Here is a 22,156-nt window from a genome sequence, read left to right on the forward strand (position 1 = left end):
CTTACGGGCAGGGTGTAAGGCATCTTGATGAAGACATGCCAAGTGCACGAGCGTAACAGCTCGCGCCCACCCTCGCATCCGTCCGACGCGGCCCGTGCGGGCCGCGCGTCCATCACCCGTCCGTCGCCCGTAGGCGGCCCGTCATGCCGCCTGCACCGTCGCCACGGCGTCCGCCGTGCTCTGGTAGGTGTCGAAGTGGTGGTCCAGATGGGTGATGGTCAGCAACCTCGAGACCATCATGCCGGGCGTCACCGCCAGCGCCAGCCTCCCGCCCATCTCGCGAACCCGGTTGTAGGTGTTGACCAGCAGCCCCAACCCCAGGGAGTCGCAGAAGCTCGTGCGCGTCAGGTCGAGCACGAGGCAAGGAGGGCGTACCCCCTCTATGGCGTGGTCGAGCTCCGCGCGCAGGCGCGGCACGGCACTCATGTCGAGTTCCCCGTCGATCTGAACGATGACGCATTGTCCGTCGAGTCGTTCACTGATGTGCAATCCCGTTTCGCGCGCCGGATAGGCCATCTCGTCACCTCCGTCGGGGCCGGGCTACCCCGACAAACGGGTAATAAGCCCGCGCGGCCAAATGAGCAGGTAAAACGGGTGATGCCAACGCGGTGATTGCGCCGCCAGGCGCGGGTCATCGGTTACATAATGAATCGCAATGAAGACGGAAAGTAGTCGGCGTGTCGACGTGAGCATCGTGGTGCCCGTCCACAACTGCCGCCCCTACCTCGACCGGTGCCTCACGTCGTTGCTCACCCAGGCCGTGAGCAAGGAGATCGTCGTCGTGGACGACGGCTCCACCGACGGCAGCCGCGAGCTGCTCGCCGACTATGCCGAGAAGTTCCCCGAGATACGGGTCTGGCACCAGCAGCCGTCCGGCGGCGCGGCCCGGCCGCGCAACCGCGCGATCGCGCACTCCAGTGGGCGCTACGTCTTCTTCTGCGACGCCGACGACCACCTCGGTCCCGAGGCGCTCCCGCGCATGGTGGCCATGGCCGAGCGCAACGGCTCCGACATCGTGCTCGGCAAGATGGTGGGGCACGGCCGCACGGTGCCCACCTCCATGTTCCGGGAGAACCGCGACCACGCGCCGCTCGGCGAGAGCACCGTCTACAACACCCTCACCTGCTTCAAGCTCTTCCGGCGCGAGCTGCTGACCCGCCACCAGATCCGGTTCGACGAGTCGCTGCGCGTGGGGGAGGACATCGTCTTCTCCGTGCACGCCTACTGCCACGCGCGCACGATCTCCGTGGTCGCCGACCACGACTGCTACCACCTGACGGCCCGCCCGGACGGCACCAGCATCATGCAGGAGCCCGGCAGCCGAGACCCGCTCGCCTGGCTGCGCATGATCCGCACGCCCGTCGAGCTGATGACGCGACACGTCCCCGAAGGGCCGCTGCGCGACCACCTCATGCGCCGGCACTTCCGTTTCGACATCCTGGCCCAGCTCGGCGCGCCTTTCCTGGACGCGGACGCCGCGCGGCGCCGCGCCATCGCCGGCGAGGTGTCCGACATGTGCGCGGCGTGGCTGACCGACGGCGTTCTCGAACGGCTGCGCCCCATCGACCGGCTTCGCGCCGCCTCCCTGGGGGACGCCGCGCGGCTCGAACGGCTCGCCCGGGTCGAGACCGCCGTGCTGCGCCGCCGCCTGACCGCCCTCGAATGGAGGGGGCACCGCCTGGAGATCTCGGGCCGCGCGTCGTTGTCGGACTCCTGGAACGGCGTGGCGGTCGGGCTGCTGCTCAGGGAACGCTCCACCGGAGCCGAGCGGCGGGTGCCGGTGACCTCGGTGGCCGACGTCTTCGCCGCCGGGGTCGAGGTCTCGCACCTGCCCCCCGGAGTGTGGGACATGTACATCGTGCTGGCGTGCGAGGGAGTGCGCCGGGTGGCGCGGTTCGGCGCCGACCGCGACTCCGGGGTCGCCTGTCCCGCCGTCCGGCTGACCGGCGCGATAGCGGTGCCCTACTTCACCCGCCCGCACGGCAACCTCACCATCGACATCGGCGGCCATGTGGCGGCGGTCCCCGGGGCGGCGCGGCTGACCCGCGCCGCGTGGGGTGGCAAGGGGTCGCTGACCATCGAGGGCACGGTGACGGTCGGGGAGGGGTGCGCGGTCGCCGGCCGCGCCCGCCAGGTGGTCTGGCGCGAACGCTCCTCCGGCAGCGAGCGGCGGGTCCCGGTGACCGCCGCCGGCGCCGCGGGGTTCACCGCCACCTCCTCGCTCGACGCCACGGGCGTCTGGGAGGCCGAGCTGGAGCTCGACCTCGGCGGGCCGCCGCTGCGCTACCCCGTGCAGGTCGGCGAGACCGAGGTCGCCGGGCTCGGACCGGGGATGGCCTGGTGGCGGGGGCGCAGGCGCTGGACGGCCACCGCGCGGGCGTCCAAGATCCGCCGCAGGCTCGTGGTCACCGTCTCGGCCCGCGGCCCGCGAGCGGTCGTCCGCCGCACCATCCGCATCGGCCGCTGATCCCGCCCGCTGACCCGGCCGTCGACCGCGGCGGAGCCCGCGACGGCGAGGTGGTTTCCGGCCGGCCGAACCTCGGCCGAGCCCGCACCGAGTAGGGGGCTTCACTTGGGGGCGGCCACGGATATGTACCTCTGGGGCCACATAAGGGGTGGCGCCCACCCCTACCAGTGAGAGAGCGACGCCCCAGCATTTAGGTCGTTCCTGCCAGTCTCTTGCAGCTACGAGGTAATGGCTTAGAGTTGGCACGACTCGATCCCACCTCGGAGGCTCTGGTGCACGTACCAGACGGTTTCTTCAACGCGGCGGTCTCCATCGGCGCGGGGGCCTTCGCCGCCGCCGGCCTGGCCGTCTGCCTGCGCGGCGCGCGCCGCGAACTCGACGACCGCACCGCCCCGATGGCGGGCCTCGTCGCGGCGTTCATCTTCGCCGTCCAGATGCTCAACTTCCCCGTGGCGGCCGGCACCAGCGGCCACCTTCTCGGCGGCACACTGGCCGCGGTGCTCGTAGGGCCGTACACGGCCGTGTTGTGCGTGGCGGTGGTGCTGCTCGTCCAGGGGTTCTTCTTCGCGGACGGCGGCCTCACCGCGCTCGGCGTCAACATCACCCTGATGGCCATCGTCACCTCCGTCGTCGGCTGGGCGGTGTTCCGCCTGATCGTCCGCAGCGCCCCCCGCAGCCGCGCGGCCATCCCGGTCGCGGCCTTCATCGGCGCCGCCGTCTCGGTGCCGGTCGCGGCGATGGGCTTCACCCTGCTGTTCTGGATCGGCGGCACCGCGCCGATCGACGTGTCCTCGGTGGCGATCGCGATGGGCGGCGTGCACGTCCTCATCGGTCTCGGCGAGGGCCTGATCACCGCGCTCACCGTGAGCAGCGTGCTGGCCGTGCGCCCCGACCTGGTCTACGGCGCGAAGGGGTTGAAGGCCAAGCTGGTGCTGCGCACCGCCGACGGCGCCAGCACCGAGGTCGCCGGCGGGCCCGCGCCCGCGCCGTCCCGCAGCCTGCGGCCGCTGCTCATCGGCGGCGCCCTGGTCACCGTCCTGCTGGCCGGCGTGGTCTCCTTCTACGCCTCCAGCAGCCCCGACGGGCTGGAGAAGGTCGCCGGCGACAAGGGGCTGAACGTCAACGAGCGCGGCCACTCCCTCGGCGGCGGCCCGCTGTCGGACTACAGCGTCAAGGGCGTGCAGGACGAGCGGCTGTCGGTGGGCGTCGCGGGCGTCGCCGGCGTCGGCATCACGGTGCTGGCCGGCGGTGCGATCTTCTACGTGGTGCGGCGCCGCAACCGCCAGGGCGAGGCCGAGGGCCGGCTCGACGGTGACAAAGTGAGCGCCTGATGGGCGCCGGGCACACCCACCAGCTCTACCGGCGGGGCGACACGGTGATCCACCGCCTGCCGCCCCAGTGCAAGCTGCCCGCGGTCGCGGCGTTCGCCGTGGTGGTGGTCGCCACGCCGCGGGAGGCGTTCTGGGCCTTCGGGGTCTACGCCCTGCTGCTCGCCGCGGTCGCCGCGGTGGCCAGGGTGCCGGCGAGGTTCGTGCTGCGCCGCATGGTCATCGAGGTGCCGTTCGTGATCTTCGCGGTGGCACTGCCGATCATCGGCCTGGGCGAGCGCGTGGAGGTGCTCGGCCTGTCGCTCAGCTCCGCGGGCCTGTGGTCGGCCTGGAACATCCTGGCCAAGGCCACCCTCGGCGTCGTGGCCAGCATCCTGCTGGCCGCGACCACCGAGCCCCGCACGATGCTGCTCGGCGCGCAGCGGCTGCGCCTGCCGCAGACCCTCGTGCAGATCGCCATGTTCATGCTGCGCTATATGGACGTGATCCTGGACGAGATGCGCCGCATGCGCGTCGCCCGCGAGGCGCGGGGCTTCGTGGCCCGCGACGTGCGCCACCTGCCGGTCATCGCCAAGTCGGCCGGCGCGCTGTTCATCCGCTCCTACGAGCGCGGCGAGCGCGTGCACCTGGCGATGCTGAGCAGGGGCTACACAGGGTCCATGCCCGTCATCGACAACCTGCGCGCCTCGGCGCGCAGCTGGGCGACCGCCTCCCTGCTTCCCATGGCCGCTCTGGCGACGGCCGTACTGTCCTGGAGTCTCACGTGAGCAATCCGCCACCTTCCCTGCGCGTCAGCGAGCTGGCCTACGCCTACCCCGACGGCACCCAGGCGCTCTACGGCGTCGACCTCACCATCGGGCGCGGCGAGCGGGTCGCGCTGCTCGGCCCGAACGGCGCGGGCAAGACGACCCTGGTCATGCACCTCAACGGCATCCTGACCGCCGGGCACGGCGAGGTCGAGGTGGCCGGTCTGCCCGTGCGCAAGGACAACCTGGGCGAGATCCGCCGCCGCGTCGGCCTGGTCTTCCAGGACCCCGACGACCAGCTGTTCATGCCCACGGTCCGCGAGGACGTCGCGTTCGGCCCGGCCAACATGGGCGTGCGCGGCTTCGAGCTGGAGCTGCGGGTGAACGAGGCGCTCGCGCAGGTCGGGCTGCCCGACATCGCCGACCGGCCGCCGCACCACCTGTCGTTCGGGCAGCGCCGCAGGGTCGCGGTCGCCACGGTGCTGGCCATGCGGCCGGAGATCCTCGTGCTGGACGAGCCGTCGTCCAACCTCGACCCGGCCTCGCGGCGCGAGCTGGCCGAGATCCTGCGCTCCCTGGACGTCACCGTGCTGATGGTCACCCACGACCTGCCCTACGCCCTGGAACTGTGCGAGCGCTCGCTGATCCTGTCGGACGGGGTCATCGCGGCCGACGCGCCGACCCGTGAGATCCTCGCCGACCCCGACCTGCTCGCCGCCCATCGCCTGGAGCTCCCGTTCGGCTTCGCGGTGGCTCCTCAGCCGCTCTGATCCGCTTTCACGCGGCGATGCTGTGGCGTACTGAGCCCGTCGCCGCGCCGCCAGGACTAAAGTGGGCCCCGCAAGGAGGTTCCACATGAAGTTGCGGCTGGCGCGGCGCGCGTTCGGAGACGCCGTCGTCGTCGCTGTCGAGGGCGAGCTCGATCTGTTCACCGCGCCCTTCCTGCGCGACGAGGTGCGTGATGCGATCAAGCAGGACAGCAGCCGCCTGGTGCTCGATCTCGCCTCGCTGTCCTTCATGGACTCCAGTGGCCTGTCGGTGCTCATCGAGGCGTGGCGCCTGGCGACCGGCGAGGGCGGCGGGGTGTCGCTCGCGGCCCCGCAGGCGCCGGTGGCGCGCATCCTGCGCACGACCGGTCTCGACCGGCGCATCAAGGTCTATCCTGACGTCGACGCCGCCATCTCGGCCGAGATTTGAGCCACCCCCAGTAGAACTTCATTCGGTTGCCACGTTAAGGTCCGGGATATGGACCTGAACGGAGCAGCAGCAATCATCTCAGGCGCCGCCAGCGGCCTCGGCGAGGCCACGGCGCGCGAGCTCGCGGCGGCGGGCGCGACCGTCGTGCTGGCCGACCTGAACACCGAGCGCGGCAAGGCGATCGCCGACGAGCTCGGCGGCGTCTTCGTGCAGACCGACGTCTCCGACGAGGCCTCGGTCCAGGCGGCCGTGGACGCCGCCGTGGCGACCGGCAAGCCCCTGCGCGCGGTGGTCAACAGCGCCGGCATCGGCTGGGCGTCGCGCACCGTGGGCCGGGACGGCTCTCCGCACGACCTGGCGAGCTACCGCAAGGTGATCGACGTCAACCTGATCGGCACCTTCAACCTCATGCGCATCGGCGCGGCGGCCATGGCCAGGACCGAGCCGGTCGACGCCGACGGCGCGCGCGGCGTGGTGATCAACACCGCGTCGGTCGCCGGCCTGGAGGGCCAGACCGGCCAGGTGGCCTACTCCGCGTCCAAGGGCGGCATCATCGGCATGACGCTGCCGGCCGCCCGCGACCTGGCCGCGATCGGCGTGCGGGTGCTGACGATCTGCCCCGGCATCATCGACACGCCCATCTACGGGTCGGGCCCGGAGGCCGAGGCGTTCAAGGCCAAGCTGTACGCGCCGGTGCCCTTCCCCAAGCGCATGGGCCGGGCCTCGGAGTTCGCCCACCTGGTGCGGTCGCTGGTCGAGAACGACTACATGAACGGCGAGGTCATCCGCTTCGACGGCGGGATCCGCTTCCAGCCCAAGTGAGCCCGCTCGTATCCGCGAACCGGAGGTAAGGGTGTCTGACGAGGTTCTCGTCGAGGTCGACGGCGGCATCGCCGTCATCACGATCAACAGGCCGCAGGCCAGGAACGCCATCAACGGCGCCGTCGCGCGCGGCGTGGTGGCCGCCCTGGACGAACTGGAGGACCGCAAGGACGTCTCGGTGTACGTCCTGACCGGCGCCGGCGGAAACTTCTCCGCCGGCATGGACCTCAAGGGGTTCCTGAGCGGAGACTTCCCGGCGGTCGAGGGGCGCGGGTTCGGCGGCCTGGTCGAGGCGCCGCCGAAGAAGCCGATCATCGCGGCGGTGGAGGGGTACGCGCTGGCCGGGGGGTTCGAGCTGGTGCTGTCCTGCGACATCGTCATCGCCTCCGAGGAGGCGAAGTTCGGCCTGCCCGAGCCCAAGCGCGGCCTGGTGGCGGGCGCGGGAGGCGTGATGCGCCTGCCGCGCCGCATTCCCTACCACATCGCCATGGAGATCGCCCTCACCGGTGACTTCTACCCGGCCGCGCGGCTGGCGGAGCTGGGCCTGGTGAACCGGGTGACTCCGCCCGGCGGCGCGCTCGCCGCGGCCAAGGAGTTCGCCGCCAAGATCGCCGCCAACGCCCCGTTGTCGCTGCTGGCGACCAAGCGCATCCTGGTCGAGTCGGCCGACTGGTCGCTGGACGAGATGTTCGCCCACCAGTCGGCGATCATGAACCCGGTCTTCGGGTCCAAGGACGCCATGGAGGGCGCCGCGGCGTTCGCCGAGAAGCGCGCGCCCAACTGGACGGGCGAGTGATCGTCTCAGGGAAATGATCGTCACGCCGCCGGCGATCAGCTCCGGCGGCGCGGAAGGCGCATGATCCGATACCCGGAACATGCGCCTTTTTCGCGTGCATCGGAAATCGCGGGTTAAACACGGTCCGCGTACGGTAAAGGGAGGACAAAAAGCGTTCCAGGTCCCGCTGCGAGGAGAACGATGAGCGACTACGCGACCAGAGTGAGAGCTCCGGGCGCCACCTCGGGCGAGAAGGTACGCCGGCGTGTGGTCGACCTGGTCACCGGCGCTCTCGGCGCCGCCATCGTCATCGCGCTCCTGGTGTGCGCCGAGTGGGCGGTCGAGGTGGTCGACTACGTCCTGCCGGAGAACCTGGACCAGTACGGCATCCGCCCGCACCAGGTGGACGGCCTGAGCGGCATCCTGTTCGCGCCGTTCCTGCACGCGGGTTTCGGCCATCTGATGGCCAACACCGTGCCGCTGGCCATCCTCGGCTTCCTCGCCGCGCTGCGCGGCCTCGGGCGTTTCGTCCTCGCCAGCGTCATCATCATCGTGGTCAGCGGCCTGGGAGTGTGGCTGGTCAGCCCGCCCGGGGTGACGCTGGGAGCGAGCGGGCTGGTGTTCGGCTACTTCGGGTACGTCGTGACGCGGGGCCTGTTCGACCGGCACCTGCTGGACATCGCGCTCGGCATCGGCGTCGCCGCGCTGTACTACTCGCTCATCTGGGGCGTGCTGCCGGGCCAGCCCGGCATCTCCTGGCAGGCCCACCTGTTCGGGCTGGTCGGCGGGGTGATCGCGGCCTGGACGCTGCGCCGCAGGAGGCGCGCGGCGGCGCTCGCATGAACACCGGAGACGGGCGGCGGAACGGCGCCGGTCGCCACCGCGGAGAAAGCGCGGGATGAACGATGGCAACTGACATGGCGGGTGCCCGTGGGCCACAATGTCGGCGTGAATAGCCTGGGCTCACTGGAGCGCGCCATCATGGAGGTGCTCTGGGACGCGGCCCACCCCCTGCTCGTCCGCGAGGTGCAGGGAAAGCTGAACGCGGACGCCGAACGGCCGCTCGCGTACACCACCGTGCAGACCGTCGCCGAACGGCTCGTCAGGAAGGGCCTGCTGAGCCGCACCGCCGAGCGCAAGGCCTTTCGCTACTCCGCCCGGCGCAGCCGCGACGAGCACGTCACGGCGGTCATGCTGGCCGCCCTGGCCGAGACCGACGACCGTGCCCCGGTGCTGTCGTGCTTCGCGCAGAGCGTCGAACTGGACGACGCCCTGCGCCTGCTGGAGGAGCTGGCGCGCCGCACCGGCGCGCCGCCCCCCATCACCGGGCCCGGCTGGGTGCCCCCGCCCTCGTCCTGACGGGCGGTGAGTGGGCGCCGGTCAGCCCTGCAGCCGCTCGACCACGTGGTCCACGCAGGCCGTCAGCGCCTCGATGTCGGCCGGGTCGATGGCCGGGAACATCGCGACGCGCAACTGGTTGCGGCCGAGCTTGCGGTAGGGCTCGGTGTCGACGATGCCGTTGGCCCGCAGCACCTTGGCGACCTCGGCGGCGTCCACCTCGGGCGCGAAGTCGATGGTGCCGACGACGCTGGACCGCTGGGCGGGGTCGGCGACGAACGGCGTGGTGTAGGAGGTCTTCTCGGCCCAGGTGTACAGCCGCCCGGCCGAGTCGGCGGTGCGCGCGGTGGTCCAGGCCAGGCCGCCGTTGCGGTTCATCCATTCGATCTGGTCGGCGAGCAGGAACAGCGTGGCCACGGCCGGGGTGTTGTAGGTCTGGTCCTTGACCGAGTTGTCGATCGCGGTCGGCAGGCTGAAGAACTCGGGCACGAACCGGTCGGTCGCGGCGATCTCCTCCACCCGGGCCAGGGCGCGGGGGGAGAACAGGGCGATCCACAGGCCGCCGTCGGAGGCGAAGCTCTTCTGCGGCGCGAAGTAGTAGACGTCGAACTCCCCGGCCTCGACGGGCAGGCCGCCGGCCCCGGAGGTGGCGTCGACCAGCACGAGCGACTCGTCGTCGGCCACGCGCTTGATCGGCATGGCCACGCCGGTGGAGGTCTCGTTGTGGGTGAGCGCGTAGACGTCCACGCCGGCCTCGGGCGTGGCCCGCGGATGGCTGCCCACCTCGGACTTGATCACGGTCGGCTCGGCGAGCCAGGGCGCCTTGGCGGCGACGGCCGCGAACTTCGACGAGAACTCGCCGAAGTGGAGGTGCTGGGACTTCTCCCTGATGAGCCCGAAGGCCGCGATGTCCCAGAACGCCGTGGTGCCTCCGTTGCCGAGCACCACCTCATACCCCTCGGGCAGCGAGAACAGGTCGGTGAGGCCCTCGCGCACCCGGCGGACGAGGTTCTTGACCGGCTTCTGGCGATGGGAGGTGCCCATCACGCTCGCGCCCGCGGAGGCCAGGGCGGCCAGCTGCTCGGGGCGTACCTTGGAAGGCCCGCAGCCGAAACGGCCGTCAGCGGGCTTCAGTTCAGCGGGAATCTCGATGTCAGCCACCTAACCAGGGTAGTGAGCCGCCCCGGTGCTCACGTCGCCGGTCCGGATCCTGAGACCCGGTGGGCGTGTCGCCTGAGACTCGGCGGGCGGGCCGCCGGGGCGGCGGGCACGCGAAAGGCCCGCAACCTGCGGCTGCGGGCCCTGTGCGGGCGCGGCGTCGGTGGCCGGCTTCGCCGGAGGGCGTGACCGGTTCCCGTGCGGACGGCGGGGTCAGTTCTTGCCGGCGACCTCGTCGGCTCCGGGGACGTCGTCGATCGAGCGCTGCGGGGGGCCGACGTACTTGGCGCTTGGGCGGACCAGCCTGCCCGTGCGCTTCTGCTCCAGGATGTGCGCCGCCCACCCGGCGGTGCGGGCGCAGGTGAACATCGAGGTGAACATGTGCGGGGGCACCTCGGCGAAGTCCAGCATGATCGCGGCCCAGAACTCCACGTTGGTGGCCAGGACGCGGTCGGGCTTGCGGGCGTGCAGCTCGGCCAGGGCGGCCTTCTCCAGCGCGCAGGCGACCTCGTAGCGGGGGGCGTTGAGCTCCTGCGCGGTGCGGCGCAGCACGCGGGCGCGGGGGTCCTCGGCGCGGTACACGCGGTGGCCGAAGCCCATCAGACGCTCGCCGGAGTCCAGCGCGTGCTTGACGTAGGTCTCGGCGTCGCCGATGCGCTCGACCTCCTCGATCATGTGCAGCACGCGGGCGGGGGCGCCACCGTGCAGCGGGCCCGACATCGCGCCCACCGCGCCCGACAGGGCGGCGGCGACGTCCGCGCCGGTGGAGGCGATCACGCGGGCGGTGAAGGTGGAGGCGTTCATGCCGTGCTCGGCGGCGGAGGTCCAGTAGGCGTCGATGGCCTTGACGTGCTTGGGGTCGGGCTCACCGCGCCAGCGGATCATGAAGCGCTCGACGATGGTGTCGGCCTCGTCGACGCGCGACTGCGGGACCATCGGCAGGCCCAGGCCGCGGGCCGACTGGGCGACGAACGACAGCGCGGTGACCGAGGCGCGTGCGAGATCGTCGCGGGCCTGGTCTTCGTCGATGTCGAGGAGCTGGCGGAAGCCGTAGGCGGGGGCCAGCATGGCCAGGGCGCTCTGGACGTCGACGCGGATGTCACCGGAGTGGACAGGGATGGGGTACGGCTCGGCCGGAGGAAGGCCGGGCTTGAACTTGTTGTCGACGAGCAGGCCCCACACATTGCCGTAGGAGACGCGGCCGACCAGCTCTTCGATGTCGACGCCCCGGTAACGCAGGGCGCCCCCTTCTTTGTCCGGTTCCGCGATCTCGGTCTCGAACGCTACTACGCCTTCGAGCCCGGGTTTGAAGTCGGACATTCTCGGCCGCCTCCCTTTCTTGAAGTCAAAGCCTTGATGTCGAGATACCGGCGGGTCATATTCAACCCCCTCGGCGTGGGTGCTCTGCCGCAGGGCCCACCGAAACGCGATCCGCCCTGGTGGGGGGTGCGACTTCGGCCATGGCGCCGGACGCGGAAGAATACCGGTCTGTGGATGCCGCATCGAGCCCGCCGCCGCCGTTCGCGGCGCTGCGCCGTACGTACGAGGGCCTGCCGCTCAGCGAGGCCGATCTCGCCGCCGACCCTGTGACGCAGTTCGCGTCATGGTTCGCCGACGCCGTGGACGCGGGGTTCCCCGAGCCGAACGCCATGGTGCTCGCCACCTCCTCCGCCGGGGGCCGCCCGGCCGCGAGGACCGTCCTGCTCAAGGGATACGACCAGGAAGGCTTCGTCTTCTACACCAACTACGAGTCGCGCAAGGGCCGCGACCTGGCGGAGAACCCCCGGGCCTGCCTGGTGTTCCCCTGGCACCCCATGCGCCGCCAGGTGCGCGTGGAGGGCACCGTGGTGCGCCTGCCGCGGGAGGATTCCGCCGCCTACTTCCATTCTCGCCCGTACGGCTCTCGCATAGGCGCCTGGGCCTCCCGGCAGTCGGCGGTCGTGCGGTCGCGGGAGGAGCTGGACGACCGCTACCGCCAGCTCGCCGAGCGCTGGCCGGAGGAGCCGCCGATGCCCGAGTTCTGGGGCGGGTTCCGCGTGGTCCCGGCGGAGGTCGAGTTCTGGCAGGGGCAGGTCGACCGCATGCACGACCGGTTGCGCTACCGCCGCGCGGGCGGGGTGTGGCTGGTGGAGCGGCTGGCCCCCTGACCTCCGGTCGGCACCCCCTCCCTCTGAACCGCTCACCCCCACAACCTGGGTAATGTGTCCGGAGATTTCTCAAATGTCCGGGTTGGTGAGGTGGAAATGGCGCTCGTCCTTCAGTCGGTGCTGAAGCGTGTCGCCGTCGACACCCGCCCGCTGGGCGTCGCCCCGTACCGGCGGCTGCTGCTCGGGCAGGGTGTCTCGTTCATCGGCTTCCAGCTCACCTCGGTGGCCGTCAGCGCCCAGGTGTACGACATCACCCACTCCTCCCTGTGGGTGGGCCTGCTCGGGCCGGCCAACCTCATCCCGCTGGTCGTCTTCGGCCTGTGGGGCGGCGCCGTCGCCGACGCCGTCGACCGCCGCAAGCTGTTGCTCATGGGCTCGGTGGTCGCCTGGCTGGCGACGGCCGCCCTGCTGCTGCACGCCTGGGCGGGGCTGGACAACGTCTACCTGATGCTCGCCATCGTCGCCGTCCAGTCCACCGGCTTCGCCGTCACCGCGCCGACGCGCAGCGCGATCATCCCGAGACTGGTGGCCGCCGACCGCGTCGCCGCGGCCAACACCCTGAACTTCCTGATCAGCAGCGTCGGGACGGTGGTCGGCCCGCTGCTCGCCGGCATCGTCCTGGCCAAGGCCGGATACGCCGCGGCCTACCTCATCGACGCCCTGCTGTTCGGCGCCGGGTTCTACGCCGCCGTCCGGCTGCCCCGCCTGGCCCCCGTCGGCGAGGTGTCCCGGCCGGGCCTGCGGTCGGTCGTGGACGGCCTGCGGTACATCGCCACCCGCCCGATCGTGATGATGTCCTTCGTCGTGGACATCATCGCCATGGCCTTCGCCCTGCCCCGCGCCCTGTACCCGGAGCTGACGGCCGAGCGCTTCGGCGGGTCGCCGGTCGCGTTCGGCTGGCTGTCGGCGAGCCTGGCGATCGGCGCCGTCGCGGCCGGGCTGGTGTCCGGCTGGGTCGGCAGGGTGCGCCGCCAGGGGGTGGCGCTGACCGTCGTGATCGCGCTGTGGGGGCTCACCGTCGCGGCGGCGGCGTTCGCGCAGCCGCTGTGGCTGATCGTGGCGCTGCTCGCCGTCGGCGGCGCCATCGACCTGGTCTCCTCGGTCTGGCGGCAGACGATCTTGCAGACCTACGCCCCCGACGAGATGCGCGGGCGCATGCAGGGCGTGTTCATGGTCGTGGTCGCCGGCGGTCCCCGCCTTGGTGACCTGCGGGCCGGCGCGACGGCCGGCGCCTTCGGGCTCGTGCCGGCCTGGGCGGGCGGCGGGCTGCTGTGCGCCGCGATCGTGCTGGTCGCCGGGCTCTCGATCCCGGCGTTCCGCAACTACGACGCGGTGCGCGACGGGCTCGCGCGGCGCTGATCCCGGCGCGGCCGGGCGGGACGGGCGGCGCCGGCGGGGGCGCGCGGCCGTCGGGGGAGCCGGCGCGGACCTGTCCCGCGAGATCAGGTTCCGTGGGTTCAGGCGACGCGCGTGGCGAAGGATGCGATCCTAGAGAAGGAGTCACATGTTGCCGCCGCCGCGGTCGTCGTTCCCCGTCTCGCACCGTTGTGTCGGTAGGTCTGCGTAAGCTCTGTCCGGACGCCGATCCGTTCCCGGGAGACAGCGCCATCGGCCTGTGCGGACACGGCCGTGGCCCACGGGAGCCGGACGTAGCATCGATACTTGGGAGGGGAGGAGCCTTGACCGCACACGGCCTGATCGACACCACCGAGATGTACCTCCGCACGATCTTCGAGTTGGAGGAGGAGGGGATCACCCCTCTGCGCGCCCGCATCGCCGAGCGGCTGCAGCAGAGCGGCCCCACCGTCAGCCAGACGGTGGCCCGCATGGAGCGTGACGGCCTGGTCCGCGTCGAGGGCGACCGTCACCTGACCATGACCGACCTCGGGCGCACGCTCGCCACGCGGGTGATGCGCAAGCACCGCCTGGCCGAGTGTCTGCTCACCCAGGTCATCGGCCTTCCCTGGGAAGAGGTGCACGTCGAGGCCTGCCGCTGGGAGCACGTCATGTCCGAGTCGGTGGAGTCCCGCCTGGTCACCCTGCTGGACAACCCGGTGGTCTGCCCCCACGGCAACCCCATCCCAGGTCTGGACGAACTGGGCGTGAAAGAGTCCGACTCGTCCGCCGATGAGGTGATCTCGGCCATGGCCGATCTCGCCGGGCCCAGAGGCATACCCGTAGTCGTGCGGCGAATTAGCGAACAAGTGCAAAGTGATCCTGCTGTGATGCTTAAACTCAAGCAAGTTGGGATACAACCCGGACGCGAGGTGACGCTCGCGGCGAGCGACGACGGTGTACGGGTGACAGGTGACGATGAAGCGCACAACACGCCCGCGGAGTTCCCGCGCGATGTCGCCGCGCACGTCTTCGTCTCCCGGCGCTGACCGGTCAGAGCGTGATCGCTTGCATTCCAGTGGGGGGTCTCCCTTTCCCTTGTCCCTCAGCCCCGCCTTCCCCGAGCCTGCGGCCGGTCGTCGCCTGACCGCCGAGGCTGTTGCAGGAGCGCACGTGGTCGCCTTCGCCCATGCCCCTCTCCGAGGGGCGGCCGCCCGATGAAGCGATGGGGGGACCTCTCGCAGGACGCGGCCGACCATCTGACGCCCGAGTCGGTCCTCGACCACGCCGAGATGGCCGTGGTCGTCACCGACCGGTTCAGCAACGTGCTCTACTGGAACCCGTTCGCCGAACGCCTGTTCGGCAGCCCTGACAGGCCAGGCGCCGCCGACCCGACCGTCCTGTCCCTGGGCATCATGGAGAAGGACCATCCCCTGGCCGTCGAGCTGGCCAAGCACGTCCTCAAGGGCGGCGTGTGGGAGGGCACCTTCGACGTGGTGCGCGGCGACGGCACCATCATCTACGTCCGTGCGCAGGCCGTCCCCCTGCGGCACCCCTCCGGCTCGGTCACCGGCATCGTCATCACCGCCCGCGAGGCGATGCGCAGCAACGAACGCGAGAAAGACCGCTTCGGCCTGCTCGAACGCATCGGCGAGCGCCTGGCCGGCTCCCTGTACGTCGAAGAGACGCTCAACCGCGTCGCCGAGATGCTGGTGCCCCAGTTCGCCGACCACTGCTTCATCGAGCTGTCCGAGGGCGACCGGCTGGTCCGCAAGGTCTCCACCCACGTCAAGGGGTGGACGCCCCCGCCGGGCACCTGGCGCCCCATCGGGTCCGAGATCCGCTACCCCGCCGGCCACTACGCCGAGATCGCGCTGCGCCGCCAGGAGACCATCATCGTCGAGGACTTCGCGACGATGAGCTACCCCTCGCCCAGCGAGGAGGCCACCAGGCTCTGCAGCGAGATCGGCATGACCTCCGCCATCGTCGCGCCGCTGTGCGCGCGGGGCGAGACGCTCGGCCTGATGTACCTCGGCATGTCCAACCTCACCGACCGGCGCTCGCCGCACTACGACGCCTTCGACCGCGACTTCGTCGGCGCCATCGCCACCCGGGTCGCCATCGCCGTCGACAACGCGTTGCTGTTCGAGGAAGAGCGCCACACCGCCGAGTCCTTCCAGAAGTACCTGCTGCCCCGCGAGCTGCCGCAGCTCGACGGCCTGGAGATCGCGGTCCGCTACTATCCCGCCGCCCCGCTCGCCTCGCACGGCCAGGGCATCCAGACCCAGGTGGGCGGCGACTGGTACGACGTGATCCCGCTGTCGGCGGGGCGGGTCGGCATCGTCATCGGCGACGTCGAGGGCCGCGGCGCCAAGGCCGCGGCCGTCATGGGCCAGTTGCGCGCCGCGCTGCGCGCCTTCGCCCAGGACGACAAGTCCCCGGCCGACATCCTCGCGCGGCTCAACGAGTGGACCCGCATCATCGCCGCGCCCGAGCGCGACGACTACGGCACCGACGTCAGCACCCCGCCCATCGTCACCTGCCAGTACCTGGTGTACGACGCGTGGTCGCGCCAGTTGTCCTTCGCCAACGCCGGGCACTCCCCGCCGCTGCTCATCGTCGACGGCGTGGTCACCGAGCTCGACATCTCCGAGGTCGGCCAGCCGCTCGGCGTCAACGCCAAGGGCATGCACGCCGACCTGGTCTACAAGGAGGAGACGCGGGTGCTGCCGCCCGGCGCCGCCCTCCTGCTCTACACCGACGGCCTGGTCGACCGCCGCCCGGCCCGCGAGTCCGGCGAGGCGCCGCTCAGCGACGAAGAGACGCTGCGCATCCTGTGCGAGAAGGTCGCCAAGGCCTCGGCCGAGTCGGTCGAGCGCGTCGCCGACGCCGCCACCGTCGCGGTCCCCGGCGAGATCGACGACGACATGGCCATCCTGGTGATCCGCTCCGCGGGCAAGGAGCTCAAGTTCGAAGAGCGCACCTTCCCCGCCCAGCCGATCATGGTGGGCGAGGCCCGGCGCATGGCCTCGGAGGCGTTCGCGAGCTGGGACGTCCCCGAAGACCGGGTCGAGCTGGCCTGCCTGCTGGTCTCCGAGGTCGTCACCAACGTCGTGCTGCACGCCGCCAGCGCCAGCGTCCCGCGCCGCGAGCTGGTGCTGGACGGCCCGCCGCTGCCGTTCGACGAGTCCTGGGACGTTCCGGGGCTGGACAACGACATCGTCAACGAGAAGGAGTTCACGCTGCGGCTGCGCCGGGGCGAGGAGTCCATCTGGGTGGAGGTCTTCGACCAGGATCTCCGCCTGCCGCGCATCCGCAGCGCCGGCGAGAACGACGAGGGCGGCCGCGGCCTGTACCTGGTCGACCAGCTCGCCCGCCGCTGGGGCTCGCGTCCCACCAAGGAGGGCAAGGCCGTCTGGTTCGAGATCCCCACCAAGGGCCGCTGAGCCCGCCGGTCAGGGGTCGCGGCGATCGAAGACGCGGCGGGTGACGCGCGAGGCGACGATCGTCAGCAACCAGAAGTATCTGCCCCACGACGGGCTGGCGAAGCTCACCGGGATCGACAGCAGGAACACCGACGCCGCGGTGCCGGCGCCCACCAGCAGCCCCCGCAGGGCGTGCGGGGGCGTCCCGGGACGCAGCAGGCCGGCGCGGGTCGCGTGCCGGGCCATCAGCACCATCAGCAGGGCGATCGCGCTGATGACGACGGCGTACAGCACCGGGCCCAGCACGAAGCCGCCCTCGCTGTTCACCCGGGTGGCGAACGGCACCACCACGACCAGGAACAGCCAACCGAGGTTGTAGCGCAGCAGGGCTGTGTCCACCACGTGGATCTTGCGGAAGAACTGGTGGTGGGCCATCCAGAACGCGGCGATGACCCCGAAACTGATCACGAAGTTCAGGTACTCCTCGGGGAGCAGCTCCACGAACGAGTGCCAGACCTCGGCGTCGGTCTCCCCGGTCGGCACGGGCAGTTCCAGCGCGAGCAGCGTCATCGCGATGGCGATCACCGCGTCGGAGAAGAAGATCAGGCGGTCGCGGACGTGCCGCCGGTCCTCCTCGTCGGTGAAGTGGGGGCTCTCCTGGACGTGCGTCCTGTTCAGATCCGGCACGGGGTGAAGTGTGCCACGGACGCGACACCCGTGGGGAGGGCAGGCAAGAGTGCCGCCGGGGGCGGGGTGATCGCGGCTAGAGTGGCGTGCGGGCCCTTCCCGGGCGGGGTGCCGTGTGGCGCCGCCGGGCGGGCCCGGCGCGCACGGGCCGATGCGGAGGGCGGTGGCGATGGAGAACGGCGGGCTGATCCTGCTGGTCTTCCTGGCGTTCCTTTTCGCCTGGGGGCTGAACCGCTTCCGCAAGATGATCAGGCTCGGCCCGGTGGCCTACGCCGGAGTGATGATCACCTTCGTCATCGTGATCCTCGCCCTCTACACCCAGACCCAGCGCTGATCCGCCGGCCCGCGCGCCGAAGCCGGAGAAGTCGACGGCGATGACGTCGCGAGACGGGCGAGCAGGTCGAGACCGGCTCCCACGCCTGCCCGTCGAGGCACGTCAGGGGGTGAAGCGGTAGCCCATGCCGGGTTCGGTGATGAGGTGGACGGGGCGGGCGGGGTCGCGTTCGAGCTTCTTGCGGAGCTGGGCCATGTACTGGCGCAGGTAGTGGGTCTCCTTGGCGTAGGCCGCGCCCCACACCTCGCCGAGCATCTGGCGTTGGCTGACCAGCCGGCCGGGGTTGCGCAGCAGCAGCTCCAGCATGCGCCACTCGGTGCGGGTGAGCCGGACGTCGCCGGAGACGGTCTTGGTGGCCAGGTCGACCGTGTGGTCGCCGACGCGGACCTGCGTGCTCTCGGCCTCCTGCGTGGACACCCGGCGGGTGACGGCCCGGATGCGGGCGAACAGCTCCTCGATGTCGAACGGCTTGGTGACGTAGTCGTCGGCCCCCGCGTCCAGGGCGTCGATCTTGTCCTGGTTGCCGGCCCGGCCGGACAGCACGACGATCGGCACGCGCGTCCAGCCGCGCAGGCCGTGGATGACCTCGACCCCGTCCATGTCGGGCAGCCCGAGGTCGAGCAGGACCAGGTCGGGGTGGAACTGGGCGGCCTCGCGCAGCGCGGCGCCCCCGTCGGCGGCCACGGCGACCTCGTAGTGGCGGGCGACCAGGTTGATGCGCAGGGCGCGCAGCAGTTGCGGCTCGTCGTCGACGACCAGGACCCGGGTCATCGGTGCTCTCCGACGGGCATAGAGATGATCATGGTGAGCCCTCCTCCGGGGGTCTCGTCGGGCGTCAGGGTGCCGTTCATCGCCTCGGCCAGCCCCCGGGAGAGCGCTAGGCCCAGGCCGACGCCGGTGTGGCCGGCCCGGTCGCCCAGGCGCTGGAACGGCAGGAAGACCTGGTCGTGGGCGTCTGGCGGGATGCCGGGGCCGCGGTCGATGACCCGGATCTCCACCCGGTCACCGTAGTGGCTGCCGGTGACCAGTACCCGGTGCTCGGGCGGGCTGTAGCGGACGGCGTTGGACATCAGGTTGACCAGGATGCGCTCCAGCAGCGCCGGATCGGCCATGATCTCGGGCAGGTCGCCGGGGATGTCGTCCTGGACGCGCTCGCCGAGCGGCCCGAGGTCGTCGATGGCGCGCGGCATGACGTCCTCCAGCGCGACGGGGTGCAGGGTGAGCCCCAGCACGCCGGCCTGCAGGCGGCTCATGTCGAGCAGGTTGGCGACCAGGCGGTCCAGCCTGGCCAGCGACTCCTCGGCCGTGGCGAGCAGTTCGGCCCGGTCCTGCGGCGTCCACTCGATGGTCGTGTTGCGCAGGCTGTCCACGGCGGCCTTGGCCGAGGCGAGCGGCGTGCGCAGGTCGTGGCTGACGGCGGCGAGCAGGGCCGTGCGCATCCGGTCGGCCTCGGCCAGCGGCCGCGCGGCCTCGGCCTCCTGGCGCAGGCGCTCCTGGCGCAGGGCGACGGCGGCCTCGGCGGCGAACGCCTCCAGCACCCGGCGGTCGGAGGCGTCCAGCAGGTGGCCGCGGACGGCGAGCACGAGCCGGTCGTCGACCTGCACGTCGGTGTCGGAGTCGTCGGGGCTCGCGCAGGGCGGCCCGCCGGAGGTGGCCACGATCCGCCACGACTGCGGCGCGGACCGGTGGTCGGGGCCGGCCGGGCCGACGCGTTCGAGCAGCGTCACCGACGTCAGGGTGAAGGTCTCGCGCAGCCGGGCCAGCAGGGACGGCAGCGCGGCCTCGCCGCGCAGCACGTGCCCGGCGAGCGTGGACAGCACCTCGGCCTCGGCTCCGGCGCGGGCGGCCTCGCGGGTGCGCCGCGCCGCCAGGTCGACCACCGTGCTGACCGTGGCCGCGACCAGCACGAACACGAACAGCGCCAGCAGGTTCTCCGGCTCGGCCACCGTGAGCGTGTTCAGCGGCGGGGTGAAGTACCAGTTGAGCAGCCCGAACGCGCCCACCGCGGCGACGACCGCCGGTGACCGGCCGCCGACCAGGGCGACGACGACGACCGTCAGCAGGAACAGCAGGATCTCCCCGGGCAGCGCCAGCGTGCCGCGCAGCGGGACCAGCGCCGCGGTCAGCGCGGGAAGGCCGGCGACGGCCAGCGCCCACCCGGCCAGACGCCGGCGGCGGGTGAGGACGGCGCGGGAACGCGACGCCCTCCGCAGTCCCTTGCTGACCTCCTCGTGGGTGATCATGTGGACGTCGATGGACCCCGAGCGCGCGGTCGTGGTCACCCCGACGCCGGGGGAGAGCACCTGGGCGAAGCGCCCGCGCCGGGAGGCGCCGAGGACGAGTTGGGTGGCGTTGACGCCGCGTGCGAAGTCGAGCAGGGCGCGCGGGATGTCGTCGCCGACGACCTGGTGGTAGGTGCCGCCCATGCTCTCGACCAGCGTCCGCTGACGGGCCAGGTGGGCCGGGTCGGCGCCGGCCAGGCCGTCGGGGGCGGTGACATGGACGGCCAGCAGGTCGGCGCCCTGGGTACGGGCCGCGATGCGCGCGGCGCGCCGCACGAGGGTGTCGCCCTCGGGACCGCCGGTCAGCGCGACGACGACCCGTTCGCGTGCCTCCCAGGTGCCGGCGATGCCGTGGTCGGCGCGGTAGCGTTCGAGCTGCTCGTCCACCTTCCCCGCGACCCAGAGCAGGGCCAGCTCGCGCAGCGCGGTCAGGTTGCCCTCCCGGAAGTAGTTGGACAGGGCCGCGTCGATCTTCTCCGGCGGGTAGACGTTGCCGTGCGCGAGCCTGCGGCGCAGCGCCTCGGGCGACATGTCGACCAGCTCCACCTGGTCGGCCCGGCGCACGACCTCGTCGGGGACGGTCTCGCGCTGCGGCACGCCCGCGATCTGCTCCACGACGTCGTTGAGCGACTCCAGGTGCTGGATGTTGACGGTGGAGATGACGTCGATGCCGGCGTCGAGGATCTCCTCGATGTCCTGCCAGCGCTTGGCGTTGCGCGACCCCGGCACGTTGGTGTGCGCGAGCTCGTCGATCAGTGCGATCTTGGGCTTGCGCGCGATGACGGCGTCGACGTCCAGCTCGGTGAAGGTCGCGCCCCGGTAGGTGAGGGTTCTGCGGGGCAGCGTCTCCAGTCCGTCGATCAGTTCGGCCGTGCGGGCGCGGCCGTGCGTCTCCACCAGGCCGACCACCACGTCCCTGCCGCGCGTGAGCGCCCGGCGGCCCTGTGCGAGCATCGCGTAGGTCTTGCCGACGCCGGGGGCGGCCCCCAGGTAGACGCGCAGCCGCCCGCGTGCCGCGCCGGGCGCGCGCGCCGCGTCCGCCTCCCGTGCCGTGCTCACCGCTCGCCTTCCGTCATCCCGCGTCCAGTGCCAGGTTGAGCGCCAGGACGTCGACCGCAGGTTCCCCCATGAACCCCAAGCTACGACCGCTGGTGTGCCGCTCGATGAGGGCCTTGACCCGGGCGAGGGGCAGGCCGCGTTGCCGGGCGACGCGGGGCGCCTGGAGTGCGGCGTAGGCGGGGGAGATGTGCGGGTCGAGTCCGGAGCCGCCGGCGGTGACGGCGTCGGGGGGGACGAGGGCGGTCGCGGTGCCGCGGACGGTGACGGTGCGGCCGGTGGCGTAGTTCTGGCCTGGTGTGCCGCATTGGACGGTGATGCCTTGGTAGGTGGTGATGAAGGGGGTGGCGGGGCAGGGCTGGTTGACGCTGACGGCGCGGGTGGGGGCGCCGGTGGCGGGGAAGACCTTCAGGACGGCGCCGACGCCGTCGGGGGTGCAGTAGGGGCGTGCGCCGCTGACCCCTTCCAGCTCGCCGACGGCCTTGCTCCGCGCGCAGACCTGGCTCAACAGGGACCGCCGGCCATGGCCCCGCACGCCGGATGCTCCGGGGACGGGCAACACGTCCACGATGTCCGCAGGGCCCAGGTTGCTCGCCGCGCTCGCCATGGGGTCGTATCCCGCGGCCGACGGGCGGGACTGGAAGTACTTCTTCACCGGGTTGCCGCCGGCGTCGGTGAAGGTCTGCCCGATGAGCGCGCTGCCCGCGTCCTCGCCGTGGATCCGCACGATGGAGCCATTGGCCTCGCCGTTGAACAGCGCCTGCGCCACTCCGGTGACCAGCAGCGGATAGACGACTCCGGTGATCACGGTGAGCACCAGCAGGGCGCGCAGACCGGCCAGATACCGGTTGATCCAGCTTGGCAGATGGCGCATCTATGACATCCCCGGAAGCAACCGAACGAGCAGGTCGATGAGTTTGATGCCGATGAACGGGACGATGATGCCGCCCAGGCCGTAGATGTAGAGGTTGCGGGACAGGAGTTGGGAGGCGCTGGAGGGGCGGTAGCGGACTCCGCGTAGTGCCAGGGGGATGAGGGCGATGATGACGAGGGCGTTGA

Annotated in this window: 22 protein-coding genes; 14 read left to right on the plus strand and 8 right to left on the minus strand. The window is 71.6% G+C overall.

Going from position 1 to position 22,156, the window contains the following annotated elements; genetic code table 11:
• Positions 1-141 precede the first annotated feature (141 nt).
• Positions 142-516 (minus strand): STAS domain-containing protein, encoded by a 375-nt coding sequence (locus tag ACFQSB_RS07095; protein WP_380825032.1) that lies wholly within the window; start codon positions 514-516, stop codon positions 142-144.
• Positions 517-655: 139 nt separating this feature from the next.
• Here ACFQSB_RS07095 and ACFQSB_RS07100 point away from each other — a divergent pair, with 139 nt between their 5' ends.
• From ACFQSB_RS07100 to ACFQSB_RS07140, 9 genes are all read left to right on the plus strand, one after another.
• Positions 656-2,467 carry a glycosyltransferase family 2 protein gene (locus ACFQSB_RS07100; protein WP_380825033.1) on the plus strand — a complete coding sequence of 604 codons (1,812 nt, stop codon included), beginning with the start codon at positions 656-658 and terminating at the stop codon, positions 2,465-2,467.
• A 272-nt stretch (positions 2,468-2,739) separates the two neighbouring features.
• Positions 2,740-3,798 (plus strand): energy-coupling factor ABC transporter permease, encoded by a 1,059-nt coding sequence (locus ACFQSB_RS07105; RefSeq protein ID WP_354922190.1) that lies wholly within the window; start codon positions 2,740-2,742, stop codon positions 3,796-3,798.
• Positions 3,798-4,562 carry a cobalt ECF transporter T component CbiQ gene (cbiQ, locus tag ACFQSB_RS07110; RefSeq protein ID WP_380825034.1) on the plus strand — a complete coding sequence of 255 codons (765 nt, stop codon included), beginning with the start codon at positions 3,798-3,800 and terminating at the stop codon, positions 4,560-4,562. The genes ACFQSB_RS07105 and cbiQ overlap by 1 nt, the downstream gene beginning before the upstream one ends.
• Positions 4,559-5,311: an energy-coupling factor ABC transporter ATP-binding protein gene (locus ACFQSB_RS07115; protein ID WP_380825036.1), complete on the plus strand. Its 753-nt coding sequence runs from the start codon at positions 4,559-4,561 to the stop codon at positions 5,309-5,311. The genes cbiQ and ACFQSB_RS07115 overlap by 4 nt, the downstream gene beginning before the upstream one ends.
• Positions 5,312-5,396: 85 nt before the next feature.
• Positions 5,397-5,738, plus strand: coding sequence for an STAS domain-containing protein (locus tag ACFQSB_RS07120; protein ID WP_354852388.1), 342 nt, complete (start codon positions 5,397-5,399; stop codon positions 5,736-5,738).
• A gap of 48 nt (positions 5,739-5,786) precedes the next feature.
• Complete coding sequence (locus tag ACFQSB_RS07125) at positions 5,787-6,560, plus strand: SDR family NAD(P)-dependent oxidoreductase (RefSeq protein ID WP_354852389.1); 774 nt, start codon at positions 5,787-5,789, stop codon at positions 6,558-6,560.
• Between the two features lie 31 nt (positions 6,561-6,591).
• Positions 6,592-7,356 carry a crotonase/enoyl-CoA hydratase family protein gene (locus ACFQSB_RS07130; protein ID WP_354852390.1) on the plus strand — a complete coding sequence of 255 codons (765 nt, stop codon included), beginning with the start codon at positions 6,592-6,594 and terminating at the stop codon, positions 7,354-7,356.
• Positions 7,357-7,536: 180 nt separating this feature from the next.
• Positions 7,537-8,178: a rhomboid family intramembrane serine protease gene (locus tag ACFQSB_RS07135; protein ID WP_380825037.1), complete on the plus strand. Its 642-nt coding sequence runs from the start codon at positions 7,537-7,539 to the stop codon at positions 8,176-8,178.
• Between the two features lie 105 nt (positions 8,179-8,283).
• Positions 8,284-8,694, plus strand: coding sequence for a BlaI/MecI/CopY family transcriptional regulator (locus ACFQSB_RS07140; RefSeq protein WP_354852394.1), 411 nt, complete (start codon positions 8,284-8,286; stop codon positions 8,692-8,694).
• 21 nt (positions 8,695-8,715) lie between these two features.
• Here the strand turns inward: ACFQSB_RS07140 and serC are convergent, their stop codons facing one another.
• Positions 8,716-9,834, minus strand: a complete 1,119-nt coding sequence (gene serC, locus ACFQSB_RS07145) for a phosphoserine transaminase (RefSeq protein WP_354852396.1) — start codon at positions 9,832-9,834, stop codon at positions 8,716-8,718.
• 210 nt (positions 9,835-10,044) lie between these two features.
• Positions 10,045-11,151: a citrate synthase 2 gene (locus ACFQSB_RS07150; protein ID WP_380825038.1), complete on the minus strand. Its 1,107-nt coding sequence runs from the start codon at positions 11,149-11,151 to the stop codon at positions 10,045-10,047.
• 140 nt (positions 11,152-11,291) lie between these two features.
• Here ACFQSB_RS07150 and pdxH point away from each other — a divergent pair, with 140 nt between their 5' ends.
• The 4 genes from pdxH to ACFQSB_RS07170 all read left to right on the plus strand — a co-directional run bounded on the left by pdxH (position 11,292) and on the right by ACFQSB_RS07170 (position 16,759).
• Entirely contained in the window at positions 11,292-11,978 is a 687-nt protein-coding gene (pdxH, locus tag ACFQSB_RS07155) for a pyridoxamine 5'-phosphate oxidase (protein WP_380825039.1), read from the plus strand.
• Positions 11,979-12,074: 96 nt separating this feature from the next.
• Positions 12,075-13,337, plus strand: coding sequence for an MFS transporter (locus ACFQSB_RS07160; protein ID WP_380825040.1), 1,263 nt, complete (start codon positions 12,075-12,077; stop codon positions 13,335-13,337).
• Between the two features lie 320 nt (positions 13,338-13,657).
• Positions 13,658-14,362, plus strand: a complete 705-nt coding sequence (locus tag ACFQSB_RS07165) for a metal-dependent transcriptional regulator (protein WP_354852403.1) — start codon at positions 13,658-13,660, stop codon at positions 14,360-14,362.
• A gap of 168 nt (positions 14,363-14,530) precedes the next feature.
• Positions 14,531-16,759 carry an ATP-binding SpoIIE family protein phosphatase gene (locus ACFQSB_RS07170; protein WP_354852404.1) on the plus strand — a complete coding sequence of 743 codons (2,229 nt, stop codon included), beginning with the start codon at positions 14,531-14,533 and terminating at the stop codon, positions 16,757-16,759.
• A 9-nt stretch (positions 16,760-16,768) separates the two neighbouring features.
• Here ACFQSB_RS07170 and ACFQSB_RS07175 read toward each other — a convergent pair whose 3' ends face one another.
• Complete coding sequence (locus ACFQSB_RS07175) at positions 16,769-17,425, minus strand: TMEM175 family protein (RefSeq protein WP_380825042.1); 657 nt, start codon at positions 17,423-17,425, stop codon at positions 16,769-16,771.
• 163 nt (positions 17,426-17,588) lie between these two features.
• On the opposite strand from ACFQSB_RS07175, the gene ACFQSB_RS07180 reads away from it, so the two are divergent.
• Positions 17,589-17,759 (plus strand): hypothetical protein, encoded by a 171-nt coding sequence (locus ACFQSB_RS07180; RefSeq protein ID WP_354852421.1) that lies wholly within the window; start codon positions 17,589-17,591, stop codon positions 17,757-17,759.
• A 102-nt stretch (positions 17,760-17,861) separates the two neighbouring features.
• On the opposite strand, the gene ACFQSB_RS07185 is transcribed toward ACFQSB_RS07180, so the two are convergent.
• From ACFQSB_RS07185 to ACFQSB_RS07200, 4 genes are all read right to left on the minus strand, one after another.
• The gene (locus ACFQSB_RS07185) at positions 17,862-18,530 is read right to left on the minus strand and encodes a response regulator (protein ID WP_380825044.1); all 669 of its coding nucleotides are present in this window, start codon (positions 18,528-18,530) and stop codon (positions 17,862-17,864) included.
• Entirely contained in the window at positions 18,527-20,995 is a 2,469-nt protein-coding gene (locus tag ACFQSB_RS07190; protein WP_380825064.1) for a sensor histidine kinase, read from the minus strand. Before ACFQSB_RS07190 ends, ACFQSB_RS07185 begins: the two co-directional genes overlap by 4 nt.
• Before the next feature lie 118 nt (positions 20,996-21,113).
• Complete coding sequence (locus ACFQSB_RS07195; RefSeq protein WP_380825045.1) at positions 21,114-21,971, minus strand: potassium-transporting ATPase subunit C; 858 nt, start codon at positions 21,969-21,971, stop codon at positions 21,114-21,116.
• Positions 21,972-22,156 (minus strand): hypothetical protein (locus ACFQSB_RS07200; RefSeq protein WP_380825047.1); only part of this gene is annotated, 185 nt, incomplete at its 5' end.

Origin of the sequence: Sphaerisporangium rhizosphaerae (genome assembly GCF_042665155.1) — a bacterium.
Classification (GTDB): Bacteria; Actinomycetota; Actinomycetes; order Streptosporangiales; family Streptosporangiaceae; genus Sphaerisporangium; species Sphaerisporangium rhizosphaerae.

What these genes read in the sequence shown, in the direction of transcription:
- ACFQSB_RS07095 (WP_380825032.1), bottom strand. Translation starts at nt 516, where the DNA reads ATGGCCTATCCGGCGCGCGAAACGGGATTGCACATCAGTGAACGACTC.
- ACFQSB_RS07100 (WP_380825033.1), top strand. Translation starts at nt 656, where the DNA reads ATGAAGACGGAAAGTAGTCGGCGTGTCGACGTGAGCATCGTGGTGCCC.
- cbiQ (WP_380825034.1), top strand. Translation starts at nt 3,798, where the DNA reads ATGGGCGCCGGGCACACCCACCAGCTCTACCGGCGGGGCGACACGGTG.
- ACFQSB_RS07120 (WP_354852388.1), top strand. Translation starts at nt 5,397, where the DNA reads ATGAAGTTGCGGCTGGCGCGGCGCGCGTTCGGAGACGCCGTCGTCGTC.
- ACFQSB_RS07125 (WP_354852389.1), top strand. Translation starts at nt 5,787, where the DNA reads ATGGACCTGAACGGAGCAGCAGCAATCATCTCAGGCGCCGCCAGCGGC.
- ACFQSB_RS07135 (WP_380825037.1), top strand. Translation starts at nt 7,537, where the DNA reads ATGAGCGACTACGCGACCAGAGTGAGAGCTCCGGGCGCCACCTCGGGC.
- ACFQSB_RS07150 (WP_380825038.1), bottom strand. Translation starts at nt 11,151, where the DNA reads ATGTCCGACTTCAAACCCGGGCTCGAAGGCGTAGTAGCGTTCGAGACC.
- pdxH (WP_380825039.1), top strand. Translation starts at nt 11,292, where the DNA reads ATGGCGCCGGACGCGGAAGAATACCGGTCTGTGGATGCCGCATCGAGC.
- ACFQSB_RS07160 (WP_380825040.1), top strand. Translation starts at nt 12,075, where the DNA reads ATGGCGCTCGTCCTTCAGTCGGTGCTGAAGCGTGTCGCCGTCGACACC.
- ACFQSB_RS07170 (WP_354852404.1), top strand. Translation starts at nt 14,531, where the DNA reads ATGAAGCGATGGGGGGACCTCTCGCAGGACGCGGCCGACCATCTGACG.
- ACFQSB_RS07185 (WP_380825044.1), bottom strand. Translation starts at nt 18,530, where the DNA reads ATGACCCGGGTCCTGGTCGTCGACGACGAGCCGCAACTGCTGCGCGCC.
- ACFQSB_RS07190 (WP_380825064.1), bottom strand. Translation starts at nt 20,995, where the DNA reads ATGCTCGCACAGGGCCGCCGGGCGCTCACGCGCGGCAGGGACGTGGTG.
- ACFQSB_RS07195 (WP_380825045.1), bottom strand. Translation starts at nt 21,971, where the DNA reads ATGCGCCATCTGCCAAGCTGGATCAACCGGTATCTGGCCGGTCTGCGC.